The sequence below is a fragment of the Halalkalibacillus sediminis genome (assembly GCF_002844535.1).
Lineage (GTDB): Bacteria > Bacillota > Bacilli > Bacillales > Alkalibacillaceae > Halalkalibacillus_A > Halalkalibacillus_A sediminis.
Genome location: NZ_PJNH01000002.1, coordinates 372826 through 388504 on the forward strand (window position 1 = coordinate 372826; position 15679 = coordinate 388504).

The window sequence follows — 15679 nt, forward strand, 5'->3', positions numbered from 1 at the left end:
TATGAGAATCCAAATTGGAGTGGTAGGTCCACAAGATTCGATTGCAAAAGTGATGGATGCAGGTGAGGAATTCGAAGATTTGAACTTGCAACCATTCCCATATAAAAAAACGGAAGAAACACATTCAATCATCGAATCGAACCGAGAACAAATCGATCAATGGTTTTTTACGGGACCTGTACCATATAAGTTTGCGATAAAAAATGAATTGATTAAAGAGAGGGAAGCGGACTATGCCCACTTGCATGGATCCAGTCTGTTCGGAACTCTTCTTGAAGCGAACTTGAAAGAGAATAAAGTAGTCACAAAAATAAGCTTGGATTCGATCGGTGAGAAAGAACTGAATCAAATCAAAGATTCATATGCACTTCAAAACATTTCGATCGTGTCGGAATTCACTAGTGACTATGTTCCATATAAACAGTTGGTGGAGTTTCATGAGCGATGTTACTTGGAGGGAAATACGGAAGTTGCTTTAACATGTATCCAATCTGCATATAAAGAGCTGAAAAAACGAGGCGTTCCAGCGTATAGAATTTCTCAATCAGATCTCTCCATCAAACGAGCATTGATGTCAATTCGTGAAAAAGCACTCGCTAAAAGTTATCGAAAAAAACAATTAGTGATTTTCGGGGTAGAGGTACTGTATCCGGAGACCTCTGAACTCTCTAGTGAAACTTTTAAAATTAGGCATCGTGAACTTGAATTGAACAGGGTGCTTCTAGAATTCGTAGAATTGATCAACGGATCGCTCGTAAATATCGGTAAAGGACTCTATCATGTCTATACGACGAGAGGAGAAATCGAATTATTCCAAAAGTATCATTCACCCTTCCAGTGGGTAAAAGATTTGCAATCTGCTAGTCAGTTAGATGTCCAAATAGGTGTTGGGTACGGCCATAATGTGTTGGAAGCGAATGAAAATGTCGGAATCGCTTTTGATTATGCGAAAAGTAATGATGAAGCATCTATTGTCATTATTAATGAAGAAAAAGAAGTGGTTGAATACCGCACGGATGATCAAAACCTGACTTACCATCTAAGAAACTCCTCTTCTAAATGGGACGGGCGTTTGAAAGACGCAAAGGTCGGTGCGCAAACTCTTTCAAAGATTGAATCACTGGCCAACCACTATCAAAAAACAGAAATTACTTCTAGTGAACTTGCTAAATGGCTCAAGAGCACCGAGCGAAATGCTAGAAGAATTCTAGGCGAAATGGAAAAGATCAATCTGGCTAAAGAAGCTGGGGAAGAAACAGGCCAACGTGGCAGACCGAGAAAAGTTTACCGGCTGGAGTTTTAAAAATATGTAAGCAAAGAAAACCAGGAATGGCATGATGCTAAATTTCTGGTTTTTTGTTTGATTTTTTTGTTAAGTGAATGTGACTAAGTCTTGGAATCCAGTCAAACGGTAAGAATTTTTGAGAATATAAGTTCTTTAATAATTGGACATGGGAATTACTTAAGAAGAATTGCGTCATTATTTTATATATTTTCTTTGAAAAGGGCTGAATTAGTCGTAAAATAGGAAATTATAGGTCAGATTGCGTCACTTTTATTAATAATTGCGTCACTATTGAATTCATAGATTGGAATTTTAGTAAGTAAATTGTTAAAATCAATAACAGAAAGAAGGAAAAATACCGAGGGAGGCATTCATATGCAACGTATGATGTGCAAGGGGAAAATCCACCGCGCGACTGTAACTGAAGCGGACTTGGATTATGTAGGAAGTATTACGATTGATGCTACACTAATGAAAGAGGCGAATATCAAACCTTATGAAATGGTTCAGATAGCTAATATCAGAAATGCGGCTCGTTGGAAAACTTATGCGATTCCAGCGCCAGAAGGATCTGGTCGCATCTGCTTGAACGGTCCGCCGGCTCATATATTCGAACCGAAAGATATCGTCATCATTTTGAGCATGGGGCAATTCACAGATGAAGAAATCGAGGATCTTGAACCAAAAGTTGTTTTCGTTGATGAGAATAATCAAATTACTAGTGTAGAAGAACATCACCTGCATTGGCCAGAGCAATAATTAAAAATTGCCAACTGTCAGGTTGAGAGAATTCATTAAAATAGCCAAGTACTGAAGTTATCTTTTCAGTGCTTGGCTTTTCATTTTTCCATCTTCTAATATAAGAGCATTGAGCTGGTGGCCGAACGTATACCCACCGTCAATACCGATTTTATTTTTACCAAAGTAAACATCTGCAGAATGGTGAAGGTTAGGAGTTGGCGTGTGTCCGAAAATAACCGGTTTATCTAAGTGAGGAAGATCATTTTTTATGAATCTCTCCCGGATCCACAAAAGAACTTGTTCCTCTGACTCAGACCAATCATCTTTATCAGGATCCACTCCGGCGTGAACAGCTATGAATTCATCACCCTCGTAAGTGAGTGGTAACTGTTCTAAAAATTCGATGTGGTGGGAGTGCGTTTCCAAAATGTTTTCTGACCACAGTTTGAATTTTCCTCCATCGAAATCTGATTCGCTTAAATCCCCTAAGTAAGATTCAATTGTTTCGACTCCACCGTGAATTAAGAAGTTAGTAGATACCGCAAAAGGATCTCGTACCCATTTTGCAAACCAGTCGTCGTGATTGCCTTTAAGTGCAATGGCCCCTTCTTCAACGAGCGACATGACAAAATCGATGGTTTCTTTACTTTGAGCTCCGCGATCCACATAATCCCCGACTAATATCAGTTGATCTTTGGAAGAGTCGTATTGGATTTGATCTAATAATTTTTTGAAAGGGTCTAGGTGTCCGTGAATATCACTGATGAAAATTGTTCGTTGCAAGATTACACCCCAAAACATTATAAGATTCAGCTTATATCATTAAAAATTGTTTAATATATCCTAACGTATAGTGTATCATATTCTTAGGTACAAAGTCTTACCATTCTTTTATTAAATAATTAACGGAAGAATTCAATAAAATGGAGGTGAACAAATGATTCAGTGTCCAAATTGTAAGAAACAAGTTAGTGATGACCCTTTTTGCGAACAATGTGGTAGTCAGCAAAAATGTCTGGAATGTGGGAAACGTTTTGTACATATTGAAAATTTTTGTGGCGAATGTGGTACTGAAAGGAAATTGAATAATTCAGCAAGTACCTCAAAGAATGTAATTGGAACAGGGAATAGAAAATTTCTGGTTGGGGTAGGGGTCCTCATCTTAGCAATATTTTTTATGTTGAATCCACCGGGTAGTCTTTCAGGTGAACCGACTTCTCCTGCGGAAATCGTAGAAGAATTCTATAATTTAATACAATCTGCCAATGTTGCCGAAGCTGGCAAATATCTGCATTCTTCAATTCCTTGGAATGTAGAGGATGCAGAAATTCCTGAGGGAGCTTCCATAACCGTACTTAGCTTAGAAGAAAAGATCCACGGAGATTATGCCACTGTTGAAGCAGTTCTAGAACTTTACCCTGAGCCATACTATTATGATGGTCCAGAAGTAGTGTTCGTCGATCTTGAAAAAGAAGGCGGAAAATGGCTGATCACTGATATGGAATGAAAAAAGACTCTTTCGCTTAATTGCGAGAGAGTCTTTTGCTGTTTTAGTATCCGTAAACCATGCGTTCTAGATTGTCGATGAATTCAGTGATGAAAGCGTCTCCGATGAAATATACCAAGATTGATGTGATCAATACTGCTCCGATACTGAAGTAGATGTTTTGACCATTTCGGTTGATCGTGGAAGTTTTATCGTAGACCAGTAAACTTGGAATCACAAACAATAAAATAGAATAAGAGAAACCTAGCAAAATTAACGTCAACTTTGCAGAACCTGCAAGGCCAGTTAAAATAGCTAGCACGTTCACTGCTGTAAAAGGTGCTGCTAGACTTCCGAATTGTGCAAAGATGGAAGTTATGTTCATTGTAGACTGTGCTACCTTCAACATAACGATGATCCCCACTGCTGCACAAGCTAATAAAAGTAATACAAAGAATACAATTCTAGCATTCACAGAAAAGAAAGGGACAGAGGTATCTGTCATGAACCCACCCATGTACTCGTTGAATAATGAGCTTACCAGAAAATAAATGCTTAACGAAAAGGTTAAGGCATACAAAAATAATGTAACCATTCCACTCGTGAAATGTTGTTCGTTCGTGTTCAATGAAGCTGTTGGATTTTTCAAAAGCTCTAAAAAGTAATTTCCGTAATCCTTTAATCCGTTTTGGATTTGGCTCATCGTCTCGTTAGTTGTTTGAGCGGTTGAAGCATTGGAAGTTGCCGCAGCCTCTTGTTGGAATTGTGTTTGATCTGGTGTTTGAGATGATTCCACTAATGGACCACCGCAGACGCCACAAAATTTTCCTGAATCATGTACTTGATTACATTTCTCGCATATTAACAATTTTCATTCCCCCTAAATTTAGTCACGATTTGTCTCGTTATATTCGATTTTTTCAATTGAAAAATCATCATTTTTGTAATGTAAAGTATATGTCTTAGTGCGGTCGTATTCTGTCTGTTCATCTAGGTGGTTGGTGAAAACAAATAATTCATTAGTAGTCACTTCGTACGTTTCCGCATCCATTTCATAAACTTCAATGATTTCATTACTAGTGAATTCATAGTGGTAAGCGGAATCTTCTAGGTCACTGATATAAGTGGAGAGTTCTGCTTGTGCTTCACCTTCGTCCTGTAAGTAACTATCAATCATCGAGTAATCTTTTGTATTAACCGCTATTTCGTAATCATCTCTGAAGCTGAGAACAAAATCAGAGATTTCCTCGTAAAGATTATCATTTTCGGTGGATGCTAAGTCGATATCTTCATCTGCTTCGTCCTCGAAAGCATTATCTTCTTCAAGTGCATATTCATCAAAATAGAAGTTCAAGCCATACCAATCCGAGTCTTCTAGTGTCATTGTATCTGTTTTCAGTACCTGTCCATCTGGAGAGGTCCATTCGCCGTGGAATTCCATGTTGCTGTCTTCTGGGAGGGGGCCGAGATACTCAAAATCACCAAGAATATGCCCTGTATCTTCTCCATTGATGAAAAGTTTAGCGTCTGACTTGTTGGTGTCGACATAAACACTTTCCCCGTAAAAATCCATTCTTACTTCGTTCTCTTCTAAAGGCAAAATTTCAATTGTTTCATCATACTCGAAGTTACCGAACAACGTTTCCGCTTCACCGGTCAAGTTGTAACTTCCTGGGTAGATCTTAGTGAATCGAATAGGCTCGTCCATTGGTAGGGTTTCTTCGATATCATTCAGTTTCACTAAGGTTTCATTCATAGAACTCGATACGATTAAATCAGTTGGTTCTGCGTGTAATGAGTAGCTTGTAAACAGTCCAAATAGTTCTTTTTCCGGTTTGACCGTAAATATCTTTTGTCCATTCATGCTGTTGAATGCCTGTGAAAGACCTTTTGCAGATGAATTTTCATTTTCAATCAAGCTGATATACTGGCTTCTTACAGATTGCCATTCATACTCTTTTATGTATTGAAAGTAATCCTCTTTATGTAATACTGCCTTCTCATCAAATTTGACGAACTCATTAAAACTCTCTGCATCATTTGAAGAAATTGCTTGATCCATGTCCTGCAAGTCATTCATCGGATCATAAAAAGCTTCAAGTCCTTTGTAGCTTCCGAATAGAATTAAAATAAGTGCTGCTACTGAGCTGATCCAGATTTTTGTGGACTTCTTCATTGGATTCTTCTGAGGTGAAGTAGTTCTTCTTCGTTGTGGCTCGTTTTTAGCTAGCGGTGTGGTTTCGTATTTCGTTCCACAGTTGCTACAAAATGAGCTTTGTGGATTCTTTTTTTCACCACATTCTGTACAAAAATTCATTACCATCCCTTCTTCCTACTAAGATTTTATGCCTAAGACAAATGTCTTACTTTGTCTTATTATAGCAAATCTTGTCATATTTGAAAGCTCGTTTTACAAAAATAAACTTTCCTCATGATTTATCGGGAAATTTAAGTTAAACTTTAGGGAAATTGAATTTTCAAACGATTATATATGGTTTTATAGGGGTGTGAGAATGATGGATCAACAAAAAAGCTTTAAAATTGCTCATAAGGAAGCGTTGATCGGGTGTGCTTTGGTAATCTTCAATATCGCTTGGTGGTATGGTTTCGCATATACTTTAGGGTCCAAAGCACCTGAAGATTATTCATACATATTAGGTTTTCCGGCATGGTTTTTTTGGAGTTGCATTGTGGGATTCGTGGTCATGGTGATTCTCGTTGTGTTTGTTGTGAAATTTTTGATGAAAGATGTGCCTTTTCCTGATGAGGAAGTTGGTGACGATTCATGAATTGGGAAGTGATGATTCCGTTATTATTATTCGTTCTTTTAATCTTTTTCATCGGTATATGGTCTAATCGCAAGATGAAGGTTTCGTCATCATTTTTGACCGACTATTTCTTAGGGAGCAGAGAGTTAGGTGGGTTGGTCCTTGCTATGACGATGGTGGCTACTTATGGAAGTGCTTCGAGCTTTCTAGGAGGACCTGGAGCGGCTTATTCGATAGGTCTCGGTTGGGTCCTTTTAGCGATGACACAGGTAGCTACGGGATATTTCGTATTATTGATTTTAGGGAAAAAATTTGCGATTGTAACGCGTCGTTTTAAAGCGGTCACGTTAATAGATTTTTTGCGTGAAAGATACAAAAGTACGACAGTGGTCATGTTGTCGGCTTTGAGTATCGTCATCTTTTTATTTTCAGCGATGGCAGCCCAATGGATCGGGGGAGCTCATCTGATTCAATCGTTGACGGGCCTTTCGTATACGGGTGCTTTATTTATTTTCGCTGCAACTGTTCTATTGTACGTCATCGTCGGAGGTTTCCGAGCGGTGGCTGTTACGGATGCACTTCAAGGGATCGTCATGTTCTTCGGTACGCTTGTGCTATTGATTGGAGTTGTGATAGCTGGCGGAGGGCTTGATCAAATTTTCAATGACTTGATGGCTGAAAATCCGAACCTGGTAACTCCTTATGGACAGGACGGCCAGTTGACAGCGTTATACGTTTCATCTTTTTGGCTATTAGTTGGTGTTGGAGTGATCGGGCTGCCTCAAGTGGCTGTGCGCGCGATGTCTTACCGGGATGCAAGGTCGATGCATCGAGCATTAATTATTGGTACGATCGTTGTCGGTTTTATTATGTTAAATATGCACTTGATCGGGGTATTTGCTCGACCGGTTTTACCAGGGATTACAGAAGCGGACCAGGTGATCCCACTCATTGCGCTTGAGACATTACCGCCGTGGGTAGCGGGGTTAGTGCTCGCTGCACCTCTTGCTGCCATCATGTCGACGGTAGATTCACTGCTGCTACTAGTCAGTTCTTCGGTCGTCAAAGATGTGTACTTGAATTACTGGAAAAAAGATGCGACAAGAAAGCATGTGCAGACCGTTAGCTTCGGGTTTACTGCATTAATCGGAACAATTGTCTTTTTAATGGCGATCAATCCACCAGATCTGTTGATATTCTTGAATCTTTTCGCGTTCGGAGGCTTGCAATCAGCCTTTATATGGCCAGTGGTGCTCGGTCTTTACTGGAAATATGCCAATAAACATGGTGCCATAGCTTCGATGGTAGTCGGAATCAGTTCATATATTGCGATTTACAATTATAATTCAGCGAATGGTGAATTATTCGGGGTGCATGCGGTCACTCTACCAGTGTTCATTGCACTGATTACGTTCGTGACGATCAGTCTCATTTTTAAAACGGAACGCTATTATTTTCCAGGAGAAGTCCAGTAAGGTTGTTTAAATTCCAGCACTTTAAGGTAAATTAATACTATAAAATGTTGGAGGTGTTAAGATGCCTTGGGATACGAACGATTATCCAAGCTCATTGAAAAATTTAAATGAAGCGACACGGAATAAAGCGATTGAAATTGCCAATGCGATGCTAGAGGACGGTTATACAGAGGGTCAGGCGATACCTATTGCCACAAGCCAGGCGAAAGAATGGTACGAAGAAGCTGATTCATCCGAGCGGAAAGAGATGCGAAATACAGAAGATCAAGAGTTGAAAGAGCACGATGAAGAAGATTTGGGCGGCCGCCCAGAATTGCTGGACCACGGTGTTATGGTCAAACCTCATGAAGATGGATGGGCTGTAGAAACTATCGGGGCGAAGCAACCATCAGATGTTTACGATAATAAAGATGAAGCGGTCGATCGAGCGAAGGAAATTGCGAAAAACAAAGACACCTACGTCCAAGTGAGAAACAAAGATGGAGATGTCCAGAGAAATTATTCATATGATGAATAAAGAAGAAGCGCTCCCTTTTTATTAGGGGGCGCTTTGTGTTTACTTGTCTAGCATATTGCGCCCATCAACTAGTCAATTTCAAAGAGCACCAATCAATAAGTCAACATCCGTTCACATGCTTACGGTATTTCCTTTATTCCCTCTACTCTTCTCCAATTGATACGTTGATAACAGAGCGCATGCGCTTTTCTTACTATCCTCCGAAAAAGAAGTCAATGACATTCCCTGCTGTGGAGGATTTCTTATTATAAAATTCTGAGTACCCACAGTTGGTACAATACACGACAGTGAACTTATTTGCCTGTACGTCAAACATCTTCGACAAAGCTCCACCAGTCATAGAAACATCCTTTGTCTTTGCATCAGTACTTCCGCATTTCATGCAACCTTCAGCCATATAAATCACTCCTTTAATAAACCTTATTCGAGAAGATAAGTTCCTTTTCCTTTTTCAAAAATGAATTCATTTACGTAAAAATAACTTCTTTTTGTCAGAAAAATTAATGAATTGAACTACTTATTGTGTTAATATAAAGTAAATTATTAATTAATCGAAAGGGAGGATGAATGATTTGGTACAATATGATCCGTTATATTATCCATATGCTTCAAGAAGAAATGCCGTCTATGGACGAAACGGCATGGTGGCTACATCCCAACCTTTAGCCGCGCAGGCTGGTTTGGACATTATGAAAAAAGGTGGGAACGCAATTGATGCTGCGATCGCTACAGCTGCAGCGCTTACTGTTGTCGAACCTACTTCAAATGGGATTGGTTCCGACGCATTTGCCCTAGTCTGGGTCGATGGAAAGATGCATGGTTTGAATGCCAGCGGTTCAGCTCCACAGTCGATTTCAGTAGAAAAGTTGAAGGAGTTAGGATATGAAGAAATGCCGACTTTCGGGAAAGTTCCCGTTACAGTGCCAGGTACACCTGGAGCCTGGGCAGAGCTTTCGGAAAAGTTCGGTAAACTTCCTTTCGAAGAACTGATGGAACCAGCTGCAAAATATGCAGAAGACGGTTACCCCGTCTCACCTACACTAGGTTTTCATTGGGAATCAGCGGCTAAAAAGTTCAACCAAATTTTTAAAGACGATATTTATAAACATTGGTTTGAAACATTCACTCCAAATGGGCACGCTCCAAAAATCGGAGAAATGTGGTCATCTCAAGGTCATGCTGACACGCTTCGTGAGATTGGTGCTACCAAAGCGGAATCTTTTTATCGAGGGAAATTAGCAGAGAAAATTGATGAATTCTTCAAAGAACATGAAGGGTTTTTATCGAAGGAAGATTTAGCTGCTTACAAACCTCAGTGGGTCGATCCGATTAAAGTCAACTACCGTGGCTACGATGTATGGGAAATCCCTCCAAACGGGCAAGGATTAATTGCATTGATAGCCTTGAATATGTTGAAAGACTATTCTTTTACAGAAAAAGATTCAGTGGACACTTACCATAAGCAGATCGAAGCAATGAAGCTAGCATTCTCAGACGGGTTGAAGTACATTACTCAGCAAGACCAAATGGACGTGTCCGTCGATGACTTGCTATCGCAACAATATTCGGATGAACGCCGTAAGCTGATCGGAGAAGAAGCACTTGAACCATCAGCCGGTGAGCCACCTCGTGGAGGTACTGTTTATTTGTCTACCGCAGACGGAGAAGGCAACATGGTTTCATTTATTCAGAGTAACTACATGGGCTTTGGCTCAGGAGTTGTTGTTCCTGGGACTGGAATCGCGATGCAAAACCGTGGTCATACGTTCTCCTTCGATTCTGATCATGCGAATTCTTTGGAACCTGGGAAGCAGACGTATCATACGATCATCCCTGGATTTTTATCAAAAGGAGACCAACCAGTAGGGCCATTCGGTGTCATGGGTGGATTCATGCAGCCTCAAGGGCATGCCCAAGTCGTGATGAGTACAGTCGACTTTCATTTGAACCCTCAAGCCGCGTTAGATGCACCACGTTGGCAGTGGATGAAAGACAAGGTCGTCAAAGTCGATCCATCATTCCCTGATCACATTGCGCAGGCACTTCAACGGAAGGGGCACAAGATTGAACGAAGTCTGTATCATAATGAATTTGGCCGTGGGCAGATCATTTGGCGCGATCCAGAGACAGGTGTACTATGCGGCGGTACTGAACCACGCACCGACGGCGAAGTAGCGGCTTGGTAAAATAATTTGAGAGCATAGTAATTTTTTGGATCTGTTAAAGTTGGTATATAAGAATATTGCTAAAACTTAAAAGAATCGCGTGAGGCAGGAACGCTAAAGGATCAGCGTAGTCTGAAAATCCATTTTTTCAACTTTATAAGTTTAAAAAATTAGTTGAAGACAAGCCCTTAGGGTCGGCTACAATCCGATACGTCCTGTATCGAATGCCGACATTAGACCATCCGGGTCGTCACAAGCATCTGCCTCTAAGTGATTCGGTAGATTCAACAAATTAAAAAAACCTCAGCTATCAATAAGCTGAGATTTTCATCAAGTTAATTAGAGTTTTAATCCGGTACGGCTCTTGAAACGACGCAATAAAATATGACTTTCAACACGGGTGATACCGTCTAATGCGTACAATTCTTCGTTGATGAATTGTTCGAGCTTCTGGAAGTCTTCGACCAATACATGGGTGTGAAGCGTGCTCGGTCCGGTCATTTGGTAGCAGCTAGCCACTTTAGGATTCTCTGCTAATTTTTCTGCTACATGAACAAGTGCGTTCGGGTCACAATCAACATTAAAGAAAGCGGAAACACCTTTACCGACTTTCTCAGAGTTGATGACTACGCTGAATTTTTCGATGATTCCTTCGTTTTGCATCTGTTGAATTCGGTCACGTACGGCAACACGAGAGAGGTTCAATTCTTTCGCCAGGTCGACGTAGGACATTCTTCCGTGGTCGCTCAACATGTTCAAAATCTTGAAATCTGTCTCCGTTAATTTCATTGACGTTCACCTCGGCCCATTATTTTCCTTCATTATAGGTGAAAATATATCATTTGTCATCCCGGAAATTCGCAATAACGAACAAATTTCTCGTCAAGGAGGTGAGAGGAATGAATTTTTCATTACAAAAAGATTTGTTTATCAGTTTTTTTCGTGCAGGAATGCTTGGGTATGGAGGCGGTCCATCAACCATTCCTCTCGTGCATAAAGAAGTCGTAGATACATACAAGTGGATGACGGAAGAAGAGTTTGGTGATGTCCTTGCGATTGGTAACACTTTACCAGGACCAATTATGACGAAAATGGCTGGTTATATAGGTTATCAAGTGGGGGGAGTTGCTGGTTTGATTTCTGCGATGCTGGCAACTGTCATCCCAACGGTATTATTAATGATTGCTCTTATCAGTTTTTTATTCAGTTTCAGGGATTCACCAATCGTGCAAGGAATGACGAATGCCGTCTCCCCTGTTGTTGGTGTCATGCTTCTGTTATTGACTTATTCTTTTATAAAAAATTCGAAGCGTGACCTCGGATGGGTTTTAGCCAGCGTTTTAGGGTTGATCAGTGTTATTACGTATGTATGGCTCGATCTGCATCCAGCTATTCTGATTGGGGTACTGATTGTGATTGCATTGATTCCTCGAAGAAATAAGGGTGATTCTGATGAGTGATTTGTGGGATCTGTTCGTTGCGTTTTTCATCCCAGGAGTTGTCGGTTATGGTGGCGGTCCTGCTTCGATTCCATTGATTGAACATGAAGTGGTGGAGCGGTTCGGTTGGATGACGACGAATGAATTCGGAGAAGTGTTGGCGATGGGTAATGCACTTCCAGGCCCGATCGCAACTAAGATGGCTGGGTATATCGGATTCAATGTGGCCGGAGTGTTAGGGGCTACAACTGCCTTGGTAGCGACCGTAGTTCCTTCATTATTAGCGATGCTATTATTGCTCGGTATACTGCATAAGTTCAAAGATTCGCCGAAAGTAAAAAGAATGACGGCGTTTATCAGGCCGACCATTGCTGTTTTACTAGGGGCTTTGACTTTCCAATTCTTCGAAACTTCTTACCAAGGAGCCGGACTTGTACAAACGCTGATACTCATTTTTGCTAGTCTTTTGTTGCTCGAAAAATGGCGGGTGCACCCTGCGTTAGTGATCGCTGGTTCTCTAGCTTATGGCGCTATATTTTTATCCTAAAAAATGTTTATAAAGGAATCTATCGGGTATTACATTACCAAACCACAATAGGTGGTAAAATCCATATCTTATAGGAGGTATTGTCAATGGCTGATAACAATAACCAAGGTAAGAGTGGAGAAGAGCGAAACAAGGATACGAATAGGGAGTACGGCCGCCAAGGCAAGTACGCAAAAGGTAACAATGAAAATAAAGATGATAAGTAATCCCTAACTCCTGGCAATATTAAGTTGCTAGGAGTTTTTTATGTTTCTGAGCGTATGATTTAGGGTATTTTCTTGGTATCGGAGGGATGTAGTATGATCAAGAATTTACAAGATACTTATACATTGAATAATGGAGTTCAGATGCCAGGAGTAGGTCTTGGCGTATATAAGGCAGATGACGGTGAAGAGGTAACTTCTGCCGTTAGGACTGCAATCGATCATGGTTATCGATTGATCGATACTGCTTCTTTTTATGGGAATGAGCGAGGTGTTGGTGAAGGAATCCGTGAATCTAGCATGAACCAGAATGATATTTTCTTAACTTCGAAGGTTTGGAATGATGAGCAAGGATATGATGAAACGTTACGTGCATTTGAAGCTAGCCTTGGCAGATTCGGTTTCAATAACCTTGATATGTATTTGATTCATTGGCCGGTTCCAGGGAAATTCAAAGAGACTTGGAAGGCGCTTGAGCGTTTATATGATGAACGTGTCATCCAAGCGATTGGAGTCAGTAACTTTCACAAACACCACTTAGAAGATTTGATGAAGGATGCGAACGTCAAGCCGGCGGTTAATCAAGTGGAGTATCATCCTCATTTAAGTCAAGGTGAATTGAAGCCGTTCTGTGACAAGCATGATATTCGTATGCAAGCTTGGTCTCCTTTGAAGCGCGGGAAGCTTTTCGATGAACCGACAGTTGCAGATATCGCTCGGGAACACGGTAGGACACCTGCACAAATCATCTTGAGATGGGATTTGCAGACAGGAGTTGCGACCATTCCGAAGTCGACGAACAAAGAGCGTATCGTTGAAAATGCTGATATTTTCAATTTCGAATTGAGTGAACATGATATGACGCGATTGAAAAATATGAATATCGACGATCGCACTGGACCGAATCCAGATGAAATGTTCAAGTAAGTAATTAATGAGAACCTAGTCGAATCAGGGCTAGGTTTTAATTTTTTATATTTGCGGGTATATATAGAATATAGTGTTAAGAAGGAAAGGAGAATGTTGAAATGGGTTCAGGAAAAAGTCCAGGCCTAGCCGTAGTATTGAGTTTCTTCATTTCAGGTGTAGGTCAAATTTATAACGGTCAAATTATGAAAGGCCTCATAACGATAGGTATTCAATTTATAAATGGTTTATTGATGTTCGTGTTAATCGGTTTCGTCACTTACTTTATAGTATGGGTGTGGGCAATGTACGACGCCTATAAAGTCGCCGAACGGATAAACGCAGAGGCCGGTGCAAGTAGTAGTTTTTAAGAGTTCGTAGGGAATGACAACATGAAATATTTTCTTCAAAAGGGTGATAGAAATGACCAAACTATTGATTGGTTTATTGAGTGTATCTCTCGTCCTGGGTGGTTGCGGAAGCAGCGAAAACCCGAATGGTGACCAGAATTCTTCTGGAAGTGAAGAGGTAAATTATTCATACAACCAGTAAAGGTATTTATGCGAAGGAATTTTTGATAACCGCAAAAATATGAATTAGAAAAGAATTTAATATTTGTCGTAACTCCAAAAGGTTGCTATTGCAACCTTTTTTTTATACATAAGTTAATTGATTAATAAAAATTATCGAAAAATTGTTGCATTTCAAAATTATATTCGTTAGAATAAGTTTAAATTAAAAAGTGAAACAATTATTCCGTATAACGGAATAACAAGAAAACGCTTTCACATTTCAGCTGAGAGAGGTGTTTAAATGCAGAAATTCATTGACTATAGTCAAGCTATCAGCCTAATTAAAGATGATGACACATTGTTAGTTGGAGGGTTTGGGCTATCTGGAACCCCACTTTCTTTGATAGATTACCTTTCCGAATCGGGTAAACAAAGGTTGACCGTTATAAGTAATAATTTAGGAGAAGTAGGAAAAGGTCTTGGTAAACTCCTTGTGACGGGTAATTTAAGGAAAGCATGTGGGTCATATTTCACTACTAATAGAGACGCTGTTAAGGCATGGTCAGAAGGTGATTTAGAAATCGAGCTGATTCCACAAGGAACTTTAGCTGAAGCGATAAGGTGTGGAGGAGCTGGTATCGGTGGTTTTTACACAAAGACAGCCTTGGGAACTGACCTTGCAAAAGGTAAAGAAGAAAAAGAAATAGACGGTGAAAAGTACATATTAGAGAAAGCAATCCGTGGCAATGTTTCTATAATAAAAGCTTTGAAAGCGGATACATTAGGTAATCTCGTATATGACAACACTGCTAGAAATTTTAATGCTGTTATGGCTACAGCAAGTGATATTGTTATCGCTGAAGTTGATGAAATAGTAGAACCGGGAGAACTAGAACCACTGGATATAGTTACTCCTCATTTGTTTGTAGATTATGTAGTGAAGACTGAGTATGTTAAGAAAGGCGGTGTATATGTTGAGCAATGATCAAAGGGTAAAGATAGCCAAGAGGGTAGCCGAGGAACTGAAAAATGGTGAGGTTATCAATCTAGGTGTTGGAATTCCAACATTAATCCCGGATTATTTGAGTGATAAAAAGGTTTATCTTCATTCTGAAAATGGTTTGCTGGGAATGGGTCCAACTCCTCCTGAGAACGAGCAAGATATGGATTTGATCAGTGCTAGTAAAAAGCCAATAACTATGGAAAAGGGGGCTTCATTATTTGATAGTTCAAATTCTTTTGTGATGATCAGAGGTGGACATGTAGATACTGCAGTACTTGGTGCCTTACAAGTAGATGAAACCGGTGAAATTGCTAATTGGGCAATACCTGGTAAAACAATCTTAGGTGTTGGTGGTGCGATGGATCTTGTAGCAGGTGCAAAACAGATTATTATTGCTTCAAGCCACCTTTCCAAAAATGATGAGCCCAAATTAGTAAAGGAACTAACATTTCCTAGAAGCGGTGTTCGCAAAGCGGATATGCTTGTGACTGAACATGCTGTATTTAAATTTCAAAATAATCAGTGTGAGTTGATAGAAATATTATCGGATATCTCTTTAGAGGAACTAAAAGAGATTACTGATGCGAACTTTATCTATAATGAAAAAATTACTCAAAAATGAGGGGGAAGTA

The 15679-nt window shown here is 40.0% G+C and carries 19 protein-coding genes; 14 read left to right on the forward strand and 5 right to left on the reverse strand.

All coding sequences use genetic code 11. The features are described from left to right. The first annotated feature begins 1 nt into the window (after nt 1). Together CEY16_RS08050 and panD are read left to right on the forward strand one after the other, a co-directional pair. Complete coding sequence (locus CEY16_RS08050; RefSeq protein WP_101331479.1) at nt 2-1303, forward strand: helix-turn-helix domain-containing protein; 1302 nt, start codon at nt 2-4, stop codon at nt 1301-1303. 357 nt (nt 1304-1660) lie between these two features. Further along, complete coding sequence (panD, locus tag CEY16_RS08055) at nt 1661-2044, forward strand: aspartate 1-decarboxylase (RefSeq protein ID WP_101331480.1); 384 nt, start codon at nt 1661-1663, stop codon at nt 2042-2044. Nucleotides 2045-2101: 57 nt separating this feature from the next. Here the strand turns inward: panD and CEY16_RS08060 are convergent, their stop codons facing one another. Next, a complete protein-coding gene (locus CEY16_RS08060; protein ID WP_162297895.1) occupies nt 2102-2809 on the reverse strand; it encodes a metallophosphoesterase family protein in 708 nt (235 codons plus the stop codon). A 154-nt stretch (nt 2810-2963) separates the two neighbouring features. Between CEY16_RS08060 and CEY16_RS08065 the strand changes: the two genes are divergently transcribed. Next, complete coding sequence (locus CEY16_RS08065) at nt 2964-3533, forward strand: hypothetical protein (RefSeq protein WP_101331482.1); 570 nt, start codon at nt 2964-2966, stop codon at nt 3531-3533. Nucleotides 3534-3576: 43 nt separating this feature from the next. Here CEY16_RS08065 and CEY16_RS08070 read toward each other — a convergent pair whose 3' ends face one another. Together CEY16_RS08070 and CEY16_RS08075 are read right to left on the reverse strand one after the other, a co-directional pair. Beyond that, nucleotides 3577-4380 (reverse strand): hypothetical protein, encoded by an 804-nt coding sequence (locus CEY16_RS08070; protein WP_101331483.1) that lies wholly within the window; start codon nt 4378-4380, stop codon nt 3577-3579. An 18-nt stretch (nt 4381-4398) separates the two neighbouring features. Next, a complete protein-coding gene (locus CEY16_RS08075; RefSeq protein ID WP_101331484.1) occupies nt 4399-5829 on the reverse strand; it encodes a TcaA NTF2-like domain-containing protein in 1431 nt (476 codons plus the stop codon). A gap of 196 nt (nt 5830-6025) precedes the next feature. Between CEY16_RS08075 and CEY16_RS08080 the strand changes: the two genes are divergently transcribed. The 3 genes from CEY16_RS08080 (at nt 6026) to CEY16_RS08090 (ending at nt 8272) form a co-directional block, all read left to right on the forward strand. Further along, complete coding sequence (locus CEY16_RS08080) at nt 6026-6301, forward strand: YhdT family protein (protein WP_101331485.1); 276 nt, start codon at nt 6026-6028, stop codon at nt 6299-6301. Beyond that, nucleotides 6298-7755 carry a sodium/pantothenate symporter gene (gene panF, locus CEY16_RS08085; RefSeq protein ID WP_101331486.1) on the forward strand — a complete coding sequence of 486 codons (1458 nt, stop codon included), beginning with the start codon at nt 6298-6300 and terminating at the stop codon, nt 7753-7755. The genes CEY16_RS08080 and panF overlap by 4 nt, the downstream gene beginning before the upstream one ends. A gap of 61 nt (nt 7756-7816) precedes the next feature. Beyond that, nucleotides 7817-8272, forward strand: a complete 456-nt coding sequence (locus tag CEY16_RS08090) for a DUF2188 domain-containing protein (protein WP_101331487.1) — start codon at nt 7817-7819, stop codon at nt 8270-8272. Between the two features lie 193 nt (nt 8273-8465). Here CEY16_RS08090 and CEY16_RS08095 read toward each other — a convergent pair whose 3' ends face one another. Continuing rightward, a complete protein-coding gene (locus tag CEY16_RS08095; RefSeq protein WP_101331488.1) occupies nt 8466-8669 on the reverse strand; it encodes a zinc ribbon domain-containing protein in 204 nt (67 codons plus the stop codon). 166 nt (nt 8670-8835) lie between these two features. On the opposite strand from CEY16_RS08095, the gene CEY16_RS08100 reads away from it, so the two are divergent. Continuing rightward, nucleotides 8836-10458 carry a gamma-glutamyltransferase family protein gene (locus CEY16_RS08100; RefSeq protein WP_101331489.1) on the forward strand — a complete coding sequence of 541 codons (1623 nt, stop codon included), beginning with the start codon at nt 8836-8838 and terminating at the stop codon, nt 10456-10458. 318 nt (nt 10459-10776) lie between these two features. On the opposite strand, the gene CEY16_RS08105 is transcribed toward CEY16_RS08100, so the two are convergent. Then, nucleotides 10777-11226 carry an Lrp/AsnC family transcriptional regulator gene (locus tag CEY16_RS08105; RefSeq protein WP_101331490.1) on the reverse strand — a complete coding sequence of 150 codons (450 nt, stop codon included), beginning with the start codon at nt 11224-11226 and terminating at the stop codon, nt 10777-10779. A gap of 110 nt (nt 11227-11336) precedes the next feature. Here CEY16_RS08105 and CEY16_RS08110 point away from each other — a divergent pair, with 110 nt between their 5' ends. From CEY16_RS08110 to CEY16_RS08135, 7 genes are all read left to right on the forward strand, one after another. Then, nucleotides 11337-11897, forward strand: coding sequence for a chromate transporter (locus CEY16_RS08110; RefSeq protein ID WP_101331491.1), 561 nt, complete (start codon nt 11337-11339; stop codon nt 11895-11897). Further along, nucleotides 11890-12423, forward strand: coding sequence for a chromate transporter (locus tag CEY16_RS08115; protein ID WP_101331492.1), 534 nt, complete (start codon nt 11890-11892; stop codon nt 12421-12423). Before CEY16_RS08110 ends, CEY16_RS08115 begins: the two co-directional genes overlap by 8 nt. A 299-nt stretch (nt 12424-12722) precedes the next feature. Further along, complete coding sequence (locus CEY16_RS08120) at nt 12723-13553, forward strand: aldo/keto reductase (RefSeq protein WP_101331493.1); 831 nt, start codon at nt 12723-12725, stop codon at nt 13551-13553. A gap of 101 nt (nt 13554-13654) precedes the next feature. Then, the gene (locus tag CEY16_RS08125) at nt 13655-13903 is read left to right on the forward strand and encodes a DUF5683 domain-containing protein (RefSeq protein WP_101331494.1); all 249 of its coding nucleotides are present in this window, start codon (nt 13655-13657) and stop codon (nt 13901-13903) included. Nucleotides 13904-13955: 52 nt separating this feature from the next. Continuing rightward, nucleotides 13956-14084 (forward strand): hypothetical protein, encoded by a 129-nt coding sequence (locus CEY16_RS15505; RefSeq protein ID WP_274379932.1) that lies wholly within the window; start codon nt 13956-13958, stop codon nt 14082-14084. A gap of 261 nt (nt 14085-14345) precedes the next feature. Next, the gene (locus CEY16_RS08130; protein WP_101331495.1) at nt 14346-15029 is read left to right on the forward strand and encodes a CoA transferase subunit A; all 684 of its coding nucleotides are present in this window, start codon (nt 14346-14348) and stop codon (nt 15027-15029) included. Then, entirely contained in the window at nt 15016-15669 is a 654-nt protein-coding gene (locus tag CEY16_RS08135) for a 3-oxoacid CoA-transferase subunit B (protein ID WP_101331496.1), read from the forward strand. Before CEY16_RS08130 ends, CEY16_RS08135 begins: the two co-directional genes overlap by 14 nt. The last annotated feature ends 10 nt before the right edge of the window (nt 15670-15679 follow it).